Raw genomic sequence first — 19,171 nt, 5'->3', positions numbered from 1 at the left:
AATGAGCTAGCATCACCTTATCAGTATTATACCGATGAAGATTTAACCCATCGTCTGCTATATGTTGAAGCCTCGCGTGGTTGTCCGTTTAAGTGTGAATTTTGTTTATCGTCTTTAGATAAAACCTCTGTGCCATTTGAGATAGTAATATTTCTTGAGCAAATGGAAATTTTATATAATCGTGGTGCACGTAACTTTAAGTTTATCGATAGAACCTTTAATTTAAATATTAATACCACAATGCAAATTATGCAGTTTTTCCTAGACCGAATGACTAACGATCTTTATCTGCATTTTGAAGTAGTGCCTGATCATCTGCCTAGAAAGTTAAAAGAGGTGTTAGCGCAATTTCCAGAAGGCAGTTTGCAATTTGAAATTGGTATACAAACCTTTAATACACAAGTGCAAAAAAATATTAGCCGTAAGCAAAACAATGCTAAGTCGAAAGACAATTTAATCTGGTTAAAAGATAATACCCACGCGCATATTCATGCTGATCTTATTTTTGGTTTACCCGGTGAAACTTTTGAGACCTTTAAAGACAGTTTCAACCAACTTTATCATTGTCGTCCGCATGAAATTCAAATGGGTATATTGAAACGTTTGAAAGGTAGCCCGATCATTCGACATACCGAAGCATTTGATTTGCGTTTTAATCCCTTGCCACCTTTTAATATCTTAAGTACCGACCGGGTAAGTTTTACTACCATGCAACGTATTAACCGCTTTGCTCGCTATTGGGACATGATAGGTAATTCAGGGCGTTTTAAATACGCCTTACCCCATATGTTGTCGAATGAACCGTTTGATGATTTTATGGCGATTACCGAGTGGATTTTTAATAAAACTGGGCAAATTCATAAAATTAACCTGAAAAAGCTATTTGAGCTAATTTCACAAGCGGTTGAAGCTTTGTATCCTGAAAAACATGAAACAGTTATCGAAAAAATAGAGCAGGATTACGAGGCAGCTAATTTGAAAAGCTTGTTTAGCAGCTTGAGCCTTTATGCGGTTCCACAAGCAGCAACCATAGTGAAAAATAAATCACTGCAGCGACAACAAAGGCATATGAGTTAAAAGCGAGAGGTTTATTCTGTTCTTTCAATCATGGGTTAATTTGAGAGCACAAATGAAAGACCTGCCTTTTTACTTACCGGCAATGTCAATAATGTGTAGCAGAACATAATTTATTAAAAACACGCTGATTTTTATACTATAAAGTTATTAATAAAATCGACCTACTTAAATTAAAACCGGCAAAAGCCCATTTCAGGACTTTATTTGCTATTTTTAAACGAATGTTAAAACACTTTTACTGAGGTTTACTATGTCTAATTCACCTATTCAAATAGTTTGCGCACATTGCAGTACAAAAAATCGCTTAGCTAAAGACAAGCTCAATAATAAACCTGTTTGTGGCAAGTGTGGAAAATCAGTGCTTTCAACGAGCCCTATTACAGGTAGTGATAAAAACTTTAGCCGTTATGTTACCGACAATGATTTGCCGGTAGTGGTTGATTTTTGGGCATCATGGTGCGGGCCGTGTAAACAATTTGCACCCACTTTTGAACAAGTGGCAGGCGAGATGTCTACCCAGGCTTGTTTTGTGAAGTTAGACACAGAACATAATCAAAATACCGCGGGCGGTTATAGTATTCGTTCAATTCCTACTTTAATGATATTTCATCACGGTAAAGAAATCGCGCGTATGTCAGGGGCTTTACCGAAAGCACAACTTACCCAATGGCTTGCTCAAAACTTACCTGTTGTTTGAATACCTGGCATTTAGCACTAAAAATTTAAATAACCTTATTAAGGTCAACTGCTAAGGTAAAATGTTAAGGAAAGTAATGACAAATTACTTCTTATATTGCCTTTTTCTACTGATGTATTTCAGGTGGTAAGCAAGTAGTAGTTGGGACGAACTCCCTTGATAAAAACGTCTGTTTTGTGCTAGATGTGATCATGTATTGTGCAGGGGTATTGTTATTCAAAAGTGACAAAAATAAAACTTATGAATAACAATATCAATGACTTACTTTGTTAACTCTACTCTGATATTTCTAATCAGGTAACTTCACTTAGTTAACTTTATTCTCCTTAAATATCATTACTACTTTCTGGTAGTAATGAGATAAAAAAGCTCATCTCCAAGGCGCTTTCTTTTAGGCGTTTAAAGCGTCCTGATGCACCGCCATGGCCCGCGTCCATATCTGTTTTAAAGAGCAGTAGGTTATCATCTGTTTTAAACTCTCGCAGTTTTGCTACCCACTTCATGGGTTCAAAGTACTGTACTTGTGAGTCGTGCAAGCCGGTGGTCACCAGTATATTGGGGTAGTGCTGCGCGCTGATATTGTCAATAGGCGAATAAGCTAAAATATCCTGGTAAGCTTTTGCTTCGTTTGGATTACCCCATTCGTCATATTCATTGGTGGTTAGCGGTATGGTTTCATCTAGCATAGTCGTTAACACGTCTAAAAAGGGTACATGGGCGCCAATGCCTAAATACAACTCAGGTGCTTGGTTTGCTATAGCGCCCATTAATAAGCCACCAGCGCTGCCGCCTGAGGCAAATATTTTATCTTTAGCGCCATAACCTTGTGCTACCAGTGCTTGAGTAACATCAATAAAGTCATTAAAGGTATTTTGTTTATGTGCCATTTTACCGTTTTCGTACCATGCTCTTCCTAACATCTCTGAGCCACGAACATGGGCGATAACGTAAACAAAACCTCGGTCAAGTAAGCTTAAGGTTTGACTAGAAAAATTAGGATCTATAGTAATACCATACGCACCATAACCATATTGCAGCAGCGGGTTAGTGCCATCTTTTTTAAAGCTACTGCTACGATATACAAGCGATACGGGTACTTGTGTGCCATCACGTGCGCTAATAAATAAGCGCTCTGATTGGTAATCTTCTTTGTTAAAGTCACCTAATACTTTTTGCTGTTTAATCAGCTTTCGCTCACCAGTGGCTAAGTCAAAATCATATAAAGATCCGGGTGTTGTTAAACTTGAATAATAGAGTCTTGCCGTAGTACTTTCTGGCTCAGGGTTATCACCTAAGCAAGAAAAATAGCACGGGTCATCAAACGAGAGGGGATATTGATGACCTGCATTTTCACCCTGTGTGGTGTGAACTATAAAACGAATTTGGCCATTTTCTCGTTCGGTAACCACAATGAAGTGATGAAATAATTCAATACCTTCTAACAGCACATTGCTTCTATGCGGAATAACTTCTTGCCAGTTATTGATATCATTAACCCGATCAACTTCTACTTTCATTAATCTAAAGTTTTTCGCTTGATAGTTAGTGACAATGTAAAAGTGTTCAGCCATTTTATCAGCGTGGTATTCGTGTTGCTCTTGATATGGAAACAGCGCAACAAACTTGCCATCAGGCTCCTCAGCACTTAGCGCTAAACAATGTGTTGATTCAGTGGCGTGTAAACAAATATAAATTTGACTGTCATCTCTGCTCTTATCCAAGCTCATGTAAAAGCTGTGATCTTTTTCTTCATAAACCAGCACATCATCAGATTGCGCAGTGCCTAATTTGTGACGATAAACTTGCGTACCTAACAAGGTTTCGAGATCTTTTTTGACATAGAATACGGTTTGATTGTCGTTAGCCCAAACCACTTCGCCTTCAGTTTCGACGAGAATATCTGTTAAATAAATATCGGCTAAGTCGATAGCTTGGTTTAAATCTTTAAAGATGATGGTGTAAATACGGCGGCTATCAGTGTCTTCAGAGATTGACATTAATTGATCGTTAGGACTTATTGAGACATCGCCTAAATCATAAAACTCATGGTCTTTGGCGCGTTCATTAACATCTAATAACAGGGTTTTGTTTTCACCAGCAAAGCTGGTCGCTCGATAAAAATTTGAAAACTCTTGTTCGCCACTAATTTCGCTATGATACCAATACTTACCGTCTTTTGCTGGCACAGTATTATCGTCTTTTACCACTCGGGCTTTAAGCTCTTGAAAAAGTAATTCTTGTAAAGGCTTTTGCTCGGCTAACATAGTATCAGCATAATCATTTTCATCCTTGAGGTGTGCCAATACCTCTTCGTCAATCCGATCGTCATCACGCATCCAATAATAATTATCCACCCGCTGATGATGGTGAATGGCCATTTTATGTGGTATTTTTTTAGCTATTGGCGCGGCAACTTTATTGTTTGACATAGCTGATATAAGTGAAGATGTTGGCACTAAGTGCTCCTATTTAAAAGATACTGTATACAGTTTGCTTGAAAATTTGATTAATTATGAGATTTTTTCTAATGGTGAAAGGTAAATGCCAGAGATAAAAACTCAACGTAGCGTAACAACGGACTAGATTTTATTTCTGGTATTTAGCCATTTCTTTGGATGAAAAAGTAGTACAGTTAATAAATCAAATATATTTAACTCAAGAAAAAACTTAATGGACAAGTATATTGAGCTTTTATAGATAAGATTTAGTTGATTGTTTAATAATTTTTTTACTAAAGGTTCTCATGAAAAATTTTATTAAGATAAGCGCCTTAACTGTTTGAATAAGGTTTGATGTCGTTTTAAATTTATAAGCAGCTTTAAAGTCACCATCTTACTGTCAATTATAGCAAAGCTGTTAATCATAAGGTTAGTGATTTTTATATAAAATTCAGTTTAAAGAATGCTTAGTGTTTTTCCAAAAGAGTTAAATATTTGTTCTACCGCTAAATTAAATAGAAAACTTTAACACCCACCAGGGCATAAGAAAAAGCCCGCATCCTAAACTAATTTTACCATTGATTGTGGTAGTTAATATCATACAGAATAATAAGTTGGAACAGTGGTAAGTATTACTGCTTGATTTTACGCCTAACTGTATGTTTTTTAGTCATAATGACCTGTTTAACTTTACGGTTGATAATTGTTACATAAATTAAGCTAATACTTACGCTAAAAAGTAGCATTTTGTCTCACTTTAGATTAAGTTTGTCGCCTTTATTTACTACAGTTAACCAGAGCGCCTTATGTTAGAAAATACTCTTCCTCAACTCGAACAACTGATTGAACAGATCATTGCAAAGAATAACCTATTAAAAAGCCAAGTGGCAGAATTAGAACTACAAAAATCAGTGCTAGTCGATGAAAATGAAATGTTACAACTAGAAGCGCTTGAAGGTGAAGAAAAACAAAAGCAAACAAATAGTGTATTAACCAGCCTATTAAGTAAATTACAAAGTGTAGAAGAGCTTAGTTAATGTTGGTTGAAGACTCCAAAGGTATCAGCATTGAAATTATGGGCAAGCAACACCAATTTTTTTGTCCAGCTGAACAAGTAGATGATTTAAAGCAAGCAGCGAGTAATCTTGCTGCTATGTGTGATGACATTAAGAAACAAAAAAGTACAGCAAGCAGTGAGCGTGCTTTATTGGTGGCATCAGTTAATTTAAGTTATTCACTCCTCATGGCAAATAATAAAATTAAGCTGTCTCAACACGATCAAGAGGCTTTGATTTTAAAACTGAAAAGTGCGTTATAGTACTCTAATTTTCTAGCATTACTGCTATCTATTGGTAAGATAACAGTAATACTAACTATTTTATGTCACATTGCATTATGTTTAGTTGCACTTATCAGGTAAATTGCATCTAGATACATTGAGTTTTTATTTAGGAACACCTTCATTATGGCTGCTGCAAGCATCGAATTTAAAGGGTCAAGCTTTACCCTTTCTGTTTTACATTTAAGAACGTCAGCATTAGCGGATATTCGTGCTGATTTAATAAAGAAAGTTGCCCAAGCCCCCGATTTTTTTTACCTAGTGCCTGTTGTAGTCAGTATCGAAAAACTTGTGGGTGGTATTGAATATCAAGCGCTAAAAACATTAGTCGAAGAATTCAATTTTACTTTCGTTGGTTTTACTGGTGATGTAGCGACAGAGCAACGCAAACTCATTCGTGAACTTGGTTTTTCTTTTGTTAATACGACAAAAGTTAGTACCGCAACAAAAACGGCGATTGCACAAGAAAGTGTGACAGAGATAGCCACTAGTGCTGAATGTCGCCTATATACTGACAAAGTCCACCGAGGCCAAGTTCGCTCTGGCCAGCAACTTTATGCTAAAGATCAAAATTTAGTGGTTATTGGCTCAGTTTCAGCCGGTGCTGAAGTGATTGCTGATGGTAATATTCATGTCTATGGTTCGTTACGTGGTCGAGCAATTGCTGGCGCAAAAGGTCATCATAAAGCGCAAATATATTGCCAGAATCTTGAAGCTGAGTTGGTCTCCATTAATGGTAATTATTGGCTCAGTGAGTCAATGCAGCAACATTGGGGCTCACCCGCATTTATACACTTGACTGACAGCGAATTAACGTCATCAAAACTTATTTAATTTCTAACTTATAAAGGATATTAGTTCTATGGCACGCATAATAGTAGTTACATCAGGCAAAGGTGGTGTGGGTAAAACAACATCAAGTGCTGCCATTGGTATTGGTTTAGCATTAAAAGGTCATAAAGTTGTTTTAATTGACTTTGATATTGGTTTACGAAATCTTGACTTAATTATGGGCTGCGAACGTCGCGTTGTTTATGATTTTGTTAATGTTATTAACGGTGAAGCGACTCTAAATCAGGCACTTATTAAAGATAAACGCGTTAGCAGCTTATCTATATTACCGGCTTCACAGACGCGCGACAAAGATGCATTAACTAAAGAAAACGTTGGTAAAATATTGGAAGAACTGGCAAAAACTTTTGATTATATTATCTGTGATTCGCCTGCAGGCATTGAAGCGGGCGCGATGATGGCGCTTTATTATGCGGATGAAGCTATAGTGACGACCAACCCTGAAGTTTCATCGGTACGTGATTCTGACCGTATTTTGGGTATGTTAGCGAGTCGCTCACGCAGAGCAGAACTTGGTTTAGAACCAATAAAAGAGCATTTATTATTGACACGCTACTCTCCTAAACGAGTGGAAGAAGGTGAAATGCTCAGTGTTGAAGACGTCGTAGATATTCTTTCAATACCCTTATTAGGCGTTATTCCAGAATCACAAGCTGTACTTAAAGCATCGAATTCCGGTGAGCCAGTAATTTTAGATATTGAAAGTGATGCAGGTAAAGCTTATCAGGATGTTATAGAACGATTATTAGGTGAGACAGTTGAATTTAGATTTTTAGTTGCCGAGAAAAAAGGCATTTTTACCCGTATGTTTGGAGGATAACATGGCCCTATTAGATTACTTTTTACAGAAAAAAGAAAAACAGGTAACAACAGCTTTTAAAGCCAAAGAACGCTTGCAGATTATTGTTGCGCACGAACGGACTTGTCGAAATAAACAGCCTGATTACTTACCGCAACTCACTGAGGATATTCTTAACGTTTTGCGTAAATATATTAAAGTATCAGATGAAAGTTTTTCAATAAATCTTGATAAAAAAGAGGGTAATTTAAACGTCTTAGAACTCAACATTGAATTACATGATGAAAAGAGCAGAGACTAACGGTTATTTTTTTTTGGCGCCACGACTTAGTAAATGATTATCAGCGTATTAATAGGCAGTAGTTTAAAAGCAGCAGATAAATAACTATAAAAACTATAAACGCCATGCACTGCGGTAATCATAACGTAGCGTTCTGTTTGATAAAAGTTATTAAACAGTTGCTAATCAGGCGGTAAATCTGTTTTTTGATATGAAAATATTAAGTATTACGTGTAGTCAGTCATATTTTAATGATTAAGATGAATAAAAAAATAACTAAACCGGTCTTAACTATTATGATGTGAGTTTTTGGAAGTTACTCTTTTGTTGCGTAGTTTATTAATACAGGTACTGGTTTTTTTATTTATTTTTAATGCTATCTCGATGTGGCGAGAAACGAGTATGTTATCTACTAGCGCCGATGTTGTACCGGTCAAACATCAACTAAAAACGCTAATACATAATGATATAATGCTTGAAGCTAAGGGTAAAAAGACTATTGTTTACTTTTTTGCACCTTGGTGCCAGGTATGTAATTTTAGTATTGATAATTTGCAAAGTGTTTATCAAAAGAATCCTGAAATAAATGTGATCGCTGTCGCGTTAGATTTTGTTGATGTTGATGAAGTTAAAAAATTTACTAATAATCATCAATTAACCTTCCCGGTTGCTTTGGGTAATGAGTCAGTAAAAGCTGATTTTCAAGTGCAGGGTTATCCAAGTTATTATGTGTTAAATGAAGAAAATGCCATTATTGGTCGTTCTCTAGGCTATTCTTCTGAAATTGGTCTGTATTTAAGGAGTCTTTAGGCTTCTGATCTTTTACGGGTTTGTGTACACTAAGGCCATCAAAACAATCATGAGCAAAAGGCCTTATGCAAATTTCCGCAAACTTTGACTCAGGTAATATCGATGTTATCTCAGCAAAAGACCCAAGTAATATTCAACTAGCTATTAAAAAAGATAATCAATCAGCATTCTACCAATGGTTTCACTTCAAACTTCATAATACTGAACACGCTGAACATGTCATGCATTTAACTAATGCAGGCAAGTCGGCTTATGTCGACGGTTGGAAAGATTATCAAGCAGTTGCATCTTATGACCGCCAACATTGGTTTCGTGTACCAACAGAATTTGATGGTGAAAATCTTACTATTACTTTCACTCCAGAATATGATGCGACTTATTTTGCCTACTTTGCACCTTACAGTTATGAACGTCATCAAGATTTAATTCACAGTGCACAATTAGATATTGATTGTCAGTTACAGGTATTGGGGCAAACACTCGATGGCCGTGATATGTCGGTATTGAAAGTAGGTGAAGAGGGTGTAGGTAAAAAAGTTATTTGGATAACTGCACGTCAGCATCCGGGTGAATCTATGGCCGAATGGTTTATGGAAGGCTTTATTGATCGCTTATTAGATGAAGATGATGGGGTTGCGCGGTCATTATTAAACAGTGCAGTCTTTTATTTAGTACCTAACATGAATCCTGATGGCTCAGCTCGTGGCCATCTGCGTACTAATGCTAAAGGGGTTAACTTAAACCGTGAATGGCAAACACCTACGATGGAAAATAGCCCTGAGGTGTATCTTGTGCGTGAAAAAATGCTTGCGACAGGCGTAGACATGCATCTAGATATTCATGGTGATGAAGCTTTACCTTTTAATTTTGTTGCCGGTAGTGAAGGTGTTCCTTCATACAACGAGCGCATTAAAGGCCTTGAAGACAAATTCAAAAATGTACTTTTAGCTATAACACCAGAGTTTCAAGATGACAAAGGTTACGATAAAGACGAGCCTGGCCAAGCTAACTTAACGGTTGCGGCTAATTGGGTGGGCGAACAATTTAAATGCTTAGCCTACACAGTTGAAATGCCATTTAAAGACAACAATTTATTACCCGACTACAGTGTCGGTTGGTCAGATGAGCGCAGTAGTTTATTTGGTCGAGACTTTTTAACTGCCATTTACCACGTGGTAGATGACTTACGTTAGTTGTTAGGCATAACATAGGTCGATAACTGTTCCACGTTAAAGTGTATTTCAGCGGTAAACTAGGTCAACCGATTAAAGCGTCATGTGAGGATAAGGGTAATTCCTTTATCCGGTATTACTTAGGTTTTGTGTACTAAACAAAAACTAAGTAAATACATGGGGTAATCTTGGTTCTCTAGTTTAGCTGGCTAAAGGCAAGTGGTTCGGGTATATATTACAACGCAAAATAACTTTAAAAAAATAATAATTATTAGGAGTCTAGGATGCAAGAAATTGTTAATAACATTAATGGCTATATTTGGAGCCCATATTTAATTTATCTTTGTTTGGGCACGGGTGTTTTCTTCTCTATTTTAACGCGTTTTGTACAAATACGTCATTTCCGTGAAATGTTCCGTTTATTACTTTCAGGTAAAAGCTCAGAAAAAGGCATCTCCTCATTTCAAGCACTCGCTGTTTCATTATCTGGTCGTGTCGGTACGGGTAATATTGCCGGTGTTGCTGCGGCTATCGGTTTTGGTGGCCCTGGTGCTGTATTTTGGATGTGGGTGGTAGCATTTTTAGGTGCGGCGACTGCTTATATTGAATCAACCAATGCACAAATATACAAAGAAGAAGAAGATGGCCAATACCGTGGTGGTCCAGCATATTATATAGAAAAAGCGTTAGGTCAAAAATGGTATGCGTGGATCTTTGCTTTAGCAACAATTCTAGCTTGTGGTGTACTTTTACCAGTTGTGCAATCCAATGGTATTGGCGATGCTATGGTCAATGTTTTTGGTAGTGGCGGCACAGTTAACTCTTTCATGGGTGAATTACCTTTGACGAAAGTTTATAGTGCGGTATTTATTGTTTTATTACTCGGTTTTATTATTTTTGGTGGCGTTAAACGCATAGCCAACTTTACCCAAGTTGTCGTCCCTTTTATGGCGTTAGCGTACATTATAATTGCCTGTTCAATTATTGGTTTACATATTGATCAACTACCAGGTATTTTTATGTTGATTATCACTGATGCATTCACTCCTATGGCGGGCTTTGGTGCGGCGATCGGTTGGGGCGTAAAACGTGGAGTTTATTCCAATGAAGCGGGTCAAGGTACTGGCCCTCATGCTGCGGCGGCTGCTGAAGTTGATCATCCCGCGCAACAAGGCTTAGTTCAAGCGTTCTCTGTTTATATTGATACACTATTTGTTTGTTCTGCAACGGCATTTATGATTTTAATCACTAATTCGTATAATGTTATGCCTGAAGGGTCAACAAGCTTTATTGTTAACAATTTAGCCAATGATGTGGTTATTAATGGTCCTGCTTTTACACAGATTGCCGTGGACAGTGTATTAACTGGATTTGGTAAGCCGTTTATTGCAATAGCTTTATTTTTCTTTGCCTTTACGACTGTGCTAGCTTATTACTTTATTGCAGAAAATAACGTTTCTTACATTAATAAAACCATCAAAATGCCAATACTTAGGTTTGTACTTAAATTGGTACTTATGTCAGCTGTATTTTACGGTACAGTAGCACAACCAAGTGCTGCTTGGGGTTTAGGCGACATTGGTGTTGGTTTAATGGCTTGGTTAAATATTGTCGGTATTATTGCCATTTTCTTTATGGCTAAACCGGCGATTAAAGCCTTAAAAGATTATGAGCGACAGCAAAAAGCCGGTGTTAAAACTTACACTTTTGATCCAAAAAGTCTGGAAATTAAAAATGCTGACTTCTGGGAAAAGCGTTTAGAAGAAGAAAATAAAAAATAAATGCTATTTAGTGTAAAAAAACGCCCGCAAGGGCGTTTTTTTTAGGTAAAATAAAGTATCGAAAAAGAGGTGTAAATATGGCTGTTATAAACTGCCCAAATTGTAAGAAGAAAATTTCCGATAAAGCAAAGACGTGCGAGCATTGTCAGTTAGATTTAACCGTGTTGGACGCAGATAAAATAGCGAGTTTAAAGCGTGTAAGTGTCGTGGCAAAATCGCAACAATTGATGAATCATTCTTTTATCGCCATGTTGTTATTTTGTGGTGGTTTCTTATTTCTTTATTCGCAAAATGCTCAACCGGGTACTTGGCAATATGTTGTGTCTATCGCCAGTGCAATTCTAGGCTTTATTCTATATCTTATCACCCGAGTCAGACTTATATTAATAAAGCGCAACCGATCATAATCAACATTACCTAAAAGAGAAATTCATGGATATAATTCAATTAGTCGACAATATGTCAGAAGAAATGTATTTGCGTTTAAAGTGTGCCGCTGAAACCGGTAAATGGCCAGAAGGGACTCAGGTTGATAAAGAGCAGCAATCAAGCGCAGTACAAATTACTATGGCTTATCAATCCAAGCATCTAAACTCAGATCAAACACTGTCTATTGGCCCTAAAGGTGAGATGATCATTAAAACAAAACATGAACTGCGTGCAGACTTCCCGCCAGCGTTAGATAGCAATGATATTGCTAGGTTTTCAAATCTATGATTTTCTCTAAATTTTTAAAAAAGAAATGGCAACATAAAAACAGTGTAGTGCGTGTTGAAGCGATTAACAGTAGTTTGTCAGCTGATGATCCAGCGCAACGAGACATTATCATAGCGCTGATCAAAAACGACGACAACGAAAATGTTCGACGAGCCGGCTTGATAAAGCTTGCTAGCTTTCAATCTTGGTTAAATCAGAGCCAAGAAAATACCATGGCAAAAGTAAAGCAATATGCTAGTGACAAAGTAGCGGCTATTTTAATGGATCAAGATGCTATTAGAGTTTCTCAGCAAGAAAAACTCAGTTATATTGCTGAGCACAAGCATTATAGTTTGTATGAAAACTGGTTGAAAACTACCGAAGATGCTGATTTGATTATTGTATTATTTGAAAAAATTGCCAATAAAAATCAAGTGAACGAGCAAAGCAATAAGTTAGCATTAAAACCTCAGTTATTACTTAACCTCTTCACTCAAAAGCAAAATGTACAGGTTCAACAATATATCATTGAAAAAGTAGCTGACTTAGATACTTTAGAAAAGCTAAAGAAAAAATCACAGCAGGCTGAGATCACACAGCAGTTGACTGAAAAAATTGCTCAAATGCAGTTTGCCATTGAACAACCGATAGCATTACGCAAAAAAGTAAATTTAGTCTTAGCTAAGCTCCAAGCACTCAAAGATCAATACGAGTACCAAGACTATCTTAATAAACGTGAGCTGTTAAGTCATGAATGGCAGGTATTAGCTACTGAGTTTAGTTGTTTTGACGCCGCTGAAATAACAACGTTTAAAGATAAAAAATTAGCCATTTTAGCGCAACTCGATAAATTGTTTATCGCCAAAGCTGAGCAACATGTGCAAGCTGAAATTATTCGTCAGCTTAATGAACAAAAACAGCAAGCGCGTATTCACTTTGATAAAACCCTAGCGGTTATTAACCAAACGTTAACCACCAGTATTTTTGAAAATGATAAAATTGAAGAGCAGCAATATCAAACGCTATTTGATAAATTAACCAGCGAAATTATTGTTTCAGTATTAGCTAAAAATGAACAGAACGAATTTATTGCTAAAATCTGTCAACAACAAAAAAAGTTACAGCAATTACCAGAAATTGCAAAATCGGTCAGTGAGGCTACACATTTAATTTCAAAAATATCACAGTTAGCCCTACCAACAACGGCTGAAGAAATGGATGAACGACTGCCGGTTTATCAAACATGGTTGAGCGATTGGAAAAGTGCTGAGAAAAACACCTCTGGTGCTTTACCTGATTCAATTAAAACTGCGGCCAATAAAATTCAGCAAAACTGGCGCCAAGCATTAAAACCTTTGCAAGAAGCAAAAAAACAAGAATTTTCTATAACACAGAAAAAACTCCACGATGTTAGAAGATTAATCTCTGCTGGAAAGTACAATGCAGCGTTTGGTGTTTTCAAAAAAGCTAAACAATTATTTAATGCTTTAGCTGAACAGCAACAATACCGTATTCAAAAAGATTATGATTCACTCAGTGAAAAAATTGCCGAGTTAGCTGATTGGGAACGCTACATTGCCACACCACGCAAGCAAAAACTATTAGCGGACATTAAAGCGATTGTTGAAACGCCACTCGATAATCCCAGCGAACAGGCAGAGAAGGTTAAGCAATATCGTAAGATTTGGAATAGTTTAGGTCATGCCGATGATGACGCAGAAAAAACTTTAAATAATGAATTTAATCAACTATGCGAAACAGCGTTCACACCTTGTCGCTTATTTTTTGCCGAACAAGAAAATTTAAGAGCGCAGCACTTGATCACTCGCGAATCATTTGTTGAACAGGCAAAATTACTTCACGAGCAACTAAGCCGTGGTAAAAAAACTAACGATGAGAGTCTGACTGTTGATTATAAAACCTTAGAAGTAGAATTAAACCAACTGATAAAACAGTGGCAAAGTGCCGGCCAGGTTGATCGAGCTGTGTATCAAGATATTAATAACCAATTTAATCTCACGTTACAGCCAATAAAATCTGCAATTAAAGTTTTTCACCAAGAAAATAAAGCCTTAAAGCAGCAACTTATTACTGAGGCTGAAAAATTACTGGCGACAGAAGATGTTGTTACCGCAGTTACGCAAGTTAAAGCCTTGCAAACACAATGGCGCATCACGGGTTATGCCGGACCAAAAGTAGAAAATACACTTTGGCAAAATTTCAGAAAAATTAATGATGATATTTTTGCTAAACGTGCACAAAAAAATGTATTAGAAAAATCAGCCACGTCAGCTAGGGTCGCAGAATTAGAAAGTGCTCTAAAAACGCTTGAAGAAAAATATTCGCAAGTAACACAATTAAACGATCTGCAGATGTTTGAGCAAGCGTTGCATGTGTTAAATAAAGATGTTGCGCAACAAAAGCCTAAAATGTTGAACCTCGAAAAACAAATTAGCGCTAAAGAAAAAACCATCGCCCAGAGAATTGTTGATTGCAAACTTGCTGATGAAAAGCGCCAATGGGGTTATTTATTTTTGACCCTTGAAGAAAGTATCAGTAATGCAGAAAGTTTTACTGAGCAAAAAGAATATTTACAGTTAACAGCTTCTTGGCAGAAAAAGTTAAAAGAATTAGAGAATAACACTACACATTTTAATAGAGAAGATGCGACGTTAGAGCTTGAAATTTTATCAGGTAATCCTTCACCAAGTAATTTACAACAACAGCGCATGACAGTGCAAGTCAGTTTAATGCAAGCGCAAATGTCGTCAGGCACGGCGATTGATTTACCTGCTAAGTTTTCTCAGTGGTTAATGTTAGGAAAATTTTCTCAACAAGACCTTGGGTTACTAGAAAGAATAAAACCTATTTTTCAATAAGATAGTTTTTATAATTGGACTATAAAAAATCAGCAATCAATTGCTGATTTTTTTCCACACAATACTGTTGTTAAGTTATAAATTTTTCTGCTTAAAGGGTTAGAGATAAATTGAGTATGTTAGCCAAAATTACTTTTACGGGTAAGAATATGGCGTTTGGCATTTTTGTTAATAACAGTTTAATTGTATTTAAGTTGTTGGATTAAAGTGGGCGAAAAAGAATTTACAGCGTAATGTTGCTTTTTCGCGTGCTATTGCCCTGACAATAATTACCTACAACAGAGCCGATTTTTATAGCTAATCGCTACCAGTGATTAACTTAATTCTCCGCGTAAATTCACTTCCAGTAATTGGCAAACTTTTTCTTGGCTGTAATTTTTACTCAACAAGTAATGCAACTTAGTTAATGTCGCTTCTAAAGTCATATCATGACCACTAATAACGCCTATTTCACTCAACGCATTACCGGTTGCATAGCCTTTCATATTTACTGTGCCTTTAATACACTGACTACAATTAACAATAACAATTCCATTATCATTGGCTTGCTTTAAACAATCTAACATCGCCTGGTTTTGTGGCGCATTACCGACACCATAACTACGAATTATTAACGCTTTGACTGGCTGTTTAATGATGTTTTTAATCAATTCTACTGATATACCCGGATATAAATGTACAACACCAATAGGTTGAGGCGTAATTTGCGCTAATGTTAAAGGTTGAGATACTGGCGTTGAAATTTTCCCTTCGATTAACTTAATGTTAATCCCCGCTTCTAGCAAAGCGGGTAAGTTTGGCGAATCAAAGGCATTAAAGCCATCGGCATAAGCTTTTATACTGCGATTACCTCGAAAAAGCTTATTATTAAAATATAAGCCTACTTCGCTAATAGGAAAGTTAGCGGCAATATATAATGAATTTAGTAGGTTTTCTTGGCCGTCTGAACGTAATTGGCTAAAGGGTATTTGCGAGCCCGTAACAATGACAGGTTTACCTAAATTCTCCAACATAAATGAAAGCGCAGAACTTGTGTAAGCCATGGTGTCTGTGCCATGCAACACGACAAAACCGTCGTATTTATCATAATTTTTTTTGATATCATCAGCAATATGTTGCCAATCTGAAGGTGACATATTTGATGAGTCAATCAATGGGTCATATTCATTAATGGTAAATTCTGGCATTTCTTCACGATGAAAATCAGGCGCTTTCATTATCGCGTCGGTTAAATGCTGCTTCTGTGGAATGTAACCATTTTCGCTAGGCTTCATACCTATGGTACCACCAGTATAAGCGATATATATGCGTTTTCTCATAGCTTAAGTCTTAATATAGAAATTGGCATCAATAAATAGTGCCAACAAAGTGATGAAATTGCTCGAGATTGTAACACAAAGCACGCAATGTAAAACGGCTAGCTAGCGATAAAAAAAGCCCCGACAATTCGAGGCTTATATAGCTTGATTAAGTTAAATAATTATTCAACTTCACAGGCAAGGCAAAAGGAATAAATACCTTGAGGATCATTTAATTGTGCTAGTTGCTTAAGTTCAAGTGACAGTGTGCGAATAAGACTAGTGAGCTTATTTTCACTGTAATGGTTATCTGATGGCTGGCCAAAAAATATTGACGCTTGCCCAAGCAAGCTTTGTAAGAACAGTGTACGAGGGCTTTTTTCTTTTTCAATTAAAAGCCTATCGTAATCGTCTAAATTTGCTAGTTGGGCTGCTGCTTCAATAGCGTTATCAAGATTGCCCAAGGCATCAACTAAACCTAGTTCTAAGGCTTTTGATCCAGACCATACACGGCCTTGAGCAATAGCATCAACTTGCGCTGTTGTCATATTTCTATTATTTGCCACCAATTCAACAAAGTCGCGATAACCTCGTTCGATATTTAATTGTATAATATTAGCCATACTTGGGGTTAACTCACGTGTGATACCAAAACCAGCAATATCTGTGGTACCAACTCCATCGGTATAAATACCTAATTTACTTAAGGTATTTTCAAAGGTCATAAAAAAACCAAATATACCAATTGACCCAGTAATAGTAGTAGGTGATGCATAAATTTTATCAGCCGGGGCAGATATCCAATATCCCCCTGAGGCGGCATAAGTTCCCATTGAAGCTACCACAGGTTTGCCAGACGCTTTTAATAATTCGACTTCTTGGCGGATAATTTCTGAAGCGTATGCGCTACCACCTGGGCTGTCAACACGCAGTACCACGGCTTTAACATTTTTATCATCACGGGCTTGGCGTAATAAAGCGGCGGTACTTGTGCCACCAATGGTGCCAGGTTTTTGGTTACCTGCTAAAATGGTGCCTTTGGCTACGACAACGGCAACCTTATTGGTGCTGGTACTTTCCATTGAGGTGTATGAGTTGATCAGCGTTAAATAATCATCAAATGCTATGTTTTTATAACCTTTATCGCCGTTACTGCCAACCACCTTGATCAAATTTTGCTTCATCTGTTCTCGTGTTTTTAATGCATCAACCCAATTGTTGGCTAAAGCATACTCGGCAATATTACCATTAGCTGCTTTTAGCTTAGTGACTAACACATCAATATTTTCATCAAAATTACTGACTGCAAAATTGCGCTGTTGGGCAACATCCATTTTATATTGTTGCCACAGGTCGGTTAACCACAATTGGTTAGCTTCTTTAGCTGCAGCTGACATACTGTCGCGAATATAAGGTTCAACAGCAGATTTATAAGTGCCTACGCGAAAAATATGCTGGCTAATGGAAAGCTTTTCCAAAGCAGATTTAAAGTAAAGTTGATAACGTCCATAACCGTCTAATAACATCCAACCTTTGGGATTAAGCCAAATATCATCTGCATAACTGGCCAAGTAATACTGGTTTTGGCTGTATTGCTCGCCAATAGCGATTATTTTTTTACCCTGACTTTTAAATTCTGTTAATGCTTTGGCTATATCACTTAGTTTAGTAATGCCAGAGCCTTGCATATTTTCTAGATCTAGCACCATCATACTAATACGGTCATCAGTTGAGGCCTGTTTGATGACAGATAATATATCAGTTAACAACACTTCAGAGGCGGTATTAGGTTGTTCAAGTGCTTCGTTGATAAAAGCGTCCATGGGGTCAATATCATGCTTTTGCTCAACAATATCACCGCGTATATTTAATATCAGCGCTGATCCTGGTTCAACGGTAATATTTGTTTCATCACGGGTAATAGCAACTATAAAAATCAATAGCAGTGTAAAAAACACTAAATTAATAATGATTTTTCGTGAGGTATTGAGCAAACTAAATAGCCCTAAGGTTATTCTTGCTATCGTACTTTTTTTTTCTTTCATAAATCGCTGTCTATAGTTTGCTTTAATATTAGATAGCCATATGCTACTGAATATTGTCCAGTTTAAGTAGTCGTAAATATAAATATTTTTGTTTTTAGATAATTGAAACAATTTTGGCTGATAACGTACTCCTATAAATATCGCTGATCCGATTTATAAGCTATTTCGTATATAAATTAGAATAAATTATCAACTTGTATGATTTTAATGACAAATTAATGTTAATGTATAAGATAACAAGGAGATAGCGTTTAAATGTACTGAACTTAGTTGCCGTATTTAACAAGCTATTAGTCATTAAACCCTAAAGAACGAAACAACAGGAATCTACAGTTTTATGAACGTTTTGGAATTTTTACATACTCGTCAGTCTAATCCTTATTTACACGGAAATAGTCCTGATGAGCACGCCATTAGTAATATTCTTAAGGCCGGCATGCGCGTCCCCGACCATGCAGGTTTAACACCATGGCGGTTCACTATTGTAAAAGGTGAGGGTCTGACAAAGCTTAGCAAAGCGTTCAAATCAGCGGCGATCACTGACGGTGGCGATGAGCTTAAAGTAGAAAAAGCGGCTAAAATGCCTTTTCGTGCGCCTTTAATTATTGTAATTAGTACTAAGTTTCATCAACACGTTAAAGTGCCAAAACAAGAGCAGTTAATAGCGGCAGGGTGTACAGTGCATGCAATGCAGATGGCAGCAACCACCTTAAATTTAGGTGCTGTGTGGCGCACGGGTGAAATGAGTTACCATCCTTTAGTCAAAGAGCGTTTAAACATTGAGCTACATGAGGAAATTGTTGGTTTTCTCTATATCGGCGAAAAGTCGAAAGAATTACCAGTGAAAAAAGCTAGAGAATTCGACGATTACGTTAGCTATTTCTAATTATGCTCGTTGTTTTCGCAGCAGTTAATGGTTGTCGAGCAAACTCTTAGTCAAGTATTTCATTAACCGCCTTATTGATATGTGAATACAATAAGGCGGTTTGTTTTCAAAGGTTGTTATTT

At 36.9% G+C, this 19,171-nt stretch carries 17 protein-coding genes; 14 read left to right on the top strand and 3 right to left on the bottom strand.

Annotation, left to right across the window (positions count from 1 at the left end):
* Both H4J46_RS01240 and trxC read left to right on the top strand, forming a co-directional pair.
* Positions 1 to 1,077 (top strand): B12-binding domain-containing radical SAM protein (locus H4J46_RS01240; protein WP_182231774.1); only part of this gene is annotated, 1,077 nt, incomplete at its 5' end.
* A 250-nt stretch (positions 1,078 to 1,327) separates the two neighbouring features.
* On the top strand, positions 1,328 to 1,774 hold the full coding sequence (trxC, locus tag H4J46_RS01235) for a thioredoxin TrxC (RefSeq protein ID WP_182231773.1): 447 nt from the start codon (positions 1,328 to 1,330) through the stop codon (positions 1,772 to 1,774).
* A gap of 326 nt (positions 1,775 to 2,100) precedes the next feature.
* Here the strand turns inward: trxC and H4J46_RS01230 are convergent, their stop codons facing one another.
* Complete coding sequence (locus H4J46_RS01230; RefSeq protein WP_182231776.1) at positions 2,101 to 4,203, bottom strand: S9 family peptidase; 2,103 nt, start codon at positions 4,201 to 4,203, stop codon at positions 2,101 to 2,103.
* Between the two features lie 815 nt (positions 4,204 to 5,018).
* On the opposite strand from H4J46_RS01230, the gene H4J46_RS01225 reads away from it, so the two are divergent.
* From H4J46_RS01225 to H4J46_RS01175, 11 genes are all read left to right on the top strand, one after another.
* Positions 5,019 to 5,249, top strand: coding sequence for a DUF904 domain-containing protein (locus tag H4J46_RS01225; protein ID WP_182231772.1), 231 nt, complete (start codon positions 5,019 to 5,021; stop codon positions 5,247 to 5,249).
* Positions 5,249 to 5,530, top strand: coding sequence for a cell division protein ZapA (locus H4J46_RS01220; RefSeq protein WP_182231771.1), 282 nt, complete (start codon positions 5,249 to 5,251; stop codon positions 5,528 to 5,530). The genes H4J46_RS01225 and H4J46_RS01220 overlap by 1 nt, the downstream gene beginning before the upstream one ends.
* Positions 5,531 to 5,677: 147 nt before the next feature.
* Complete coding sequence (gene minC / locus H4J46_RS01215) at positions 5,678 to 6,385, top strand: septum site-determining protein MinC (RefSeq protein WP_182231770.1); 708 nt, start codon at positions 5,678 to 5,680, stop codon at positions 6,383 to 6,385.
* A gap of 28 nt (positions 6,386 to 6,413) precedes the next feature.
* A complete protein-coding gene (gene minD / locus H4J46_RS01210; RefSeq protein ID WP_182231769.1) occupies positions 6,414 to 7,223 on the top strand; it encodes a septum site-determining protein MinD in 810 nt (269 codons plus the stop codon).
* Between the two features lies 1 nt (position 7,224).
* Positions 7,225 to 7,503: a cell division topological specificity factor MinE gene (minE, locus tag H4J46_RS01205; RefSeq protein WP_182231768.1), complete on the top strand. Its 279-nt coding sequence runs from the start codon at positions 7,225 to 7,227 to the stop codon at positions 7,501 to 7,503.
* Positions 7,504 to 7,884: 381 nt separating this feature from the next.
* Positions 7,885 to 8,292, top strand: a complete 408-nt coding sequence (locus H4J46_RS01200) for a redoxin domain-containing protein (protein WP_259365630.1) — start codon at positions 7,885 to 7,887, stop codon at positions 8,290 to 8,292.
* 65 nt (positions 8,293 to 8,357) lie between these two features.
* Entirely contained in the window at positions 8,358 to 9,485 is a 1,128-nt protein-coding gene (locus H4J46_RS01195) for a carboxypeptidase family protein (protein WP_182231767.1), read from the top strand.
* A gap of 263 nt (positions 9,486 to 9,748) precedes the next feature.
* Positions 9,749 to 11,245: a sodium:alanine symporter family protein gene (locus H4J46_RS01190; protein ID WP_182231766.1), complete on the top strand. Its 1,497-nt coding sequence runs from the start codon at positions 9,749 to 9,751 to the stop codon at positions 11,243 to 11,245.
* 77 nt (positions 11,246 to 11,322) lie between these two features.
* Positions 11,323 to 11,652, top strand: a complete 330-nt coding sequence (locus tag H4J46_RS01185) for a zinc ribbon domain-containing protein (RefSeq protein WP_182231765.1) — start codon at positions 11,323 to 11,325, stop codon at positions 11,650 to 11,652.
* 25 nt (positions 11,653 to 11,677) lie between these two features.
* On the top strand, positions 11,678 to 11,962 hold the full coding sequence (locus tag H4J46_RS01180) for a YeaC family protein (protein WP_182231764.1): 285 nt from the start codon (positions 11,678 to 11,680) through the stop codon (positions 11,960 to 11,962).
* Positions 11,959 to 14,820: a DUF349 domain-containing protein gene (locus H4J46_RS01175; protein ID WP_182231763.1), complete on the top strand. Its 2,862-nt coding sequence runs from the start codon at positions 11,959 to 11,961 to the stop codon at positions 14,818 to 14,820. Before H4J46_RS01180 ends, H4J46_RS01175 begins: the two co-directional genes overlap by 4 nt.
* A 314-nt stretch (positions 14,821 to 15,134) precedes the next feature.
* On the opposite strand, the gene ansA is transcribed toward H4J46_RS01175, so the two are convergent.
* Positions 15,135 to 16,139, bottom strand: coding sequence for an asparaginase (gene ansA / locus H4J46_RS01170; protein WP_182231762.1), 1,005 nt, complete (start codon positions 16,137 to 16,139; stop codon positions 15,135 to 15,137).
* A 161-nt stretch (positions 16,140 to 16,300) separates the two neighbouring features.
* A complete protein-coding gene (sppA, locus tag H4J46_RS01165) occupies positions 16,301 to 18,163 on the bottom strand; it encodes a signal peptide peptidase SppA (RefSeq protein ID WP_182231761.1) in 1,863 nt (620 codons plus the stop codon).
* A 337-nt stretch (positions 18,164 to 18,500) separates the two neighbouring features.
* On the opposite strand from sppA, the gene H4J46_RS01160 reads away from it, so the two are divergent.
* Positions 18,501 to 19,049, top strand: coding sequence for a nitroreductase family protein (locus tag H4J46_RS01160; protein ID WP_182231760.1), 549 nt, complete (start codon positions 18,501 to 18,503; stop codon positions 19,047 to 19,049).
* Positions 19,050 to 19,171: the final 122 nt, after the last annotated feature.

The organism is Colwellia sp. MB02u-6 (genome assembly GCF_014077095.1).
GTDB lineage: Bacteria > Pseudomonadota > Gammaproteobacteria > Enterobacterales > Alteromonadaceae > Cognaticolwellia.
This window is presented reverse-complemented; position numbering and strand designations above follow the sequence as displayed.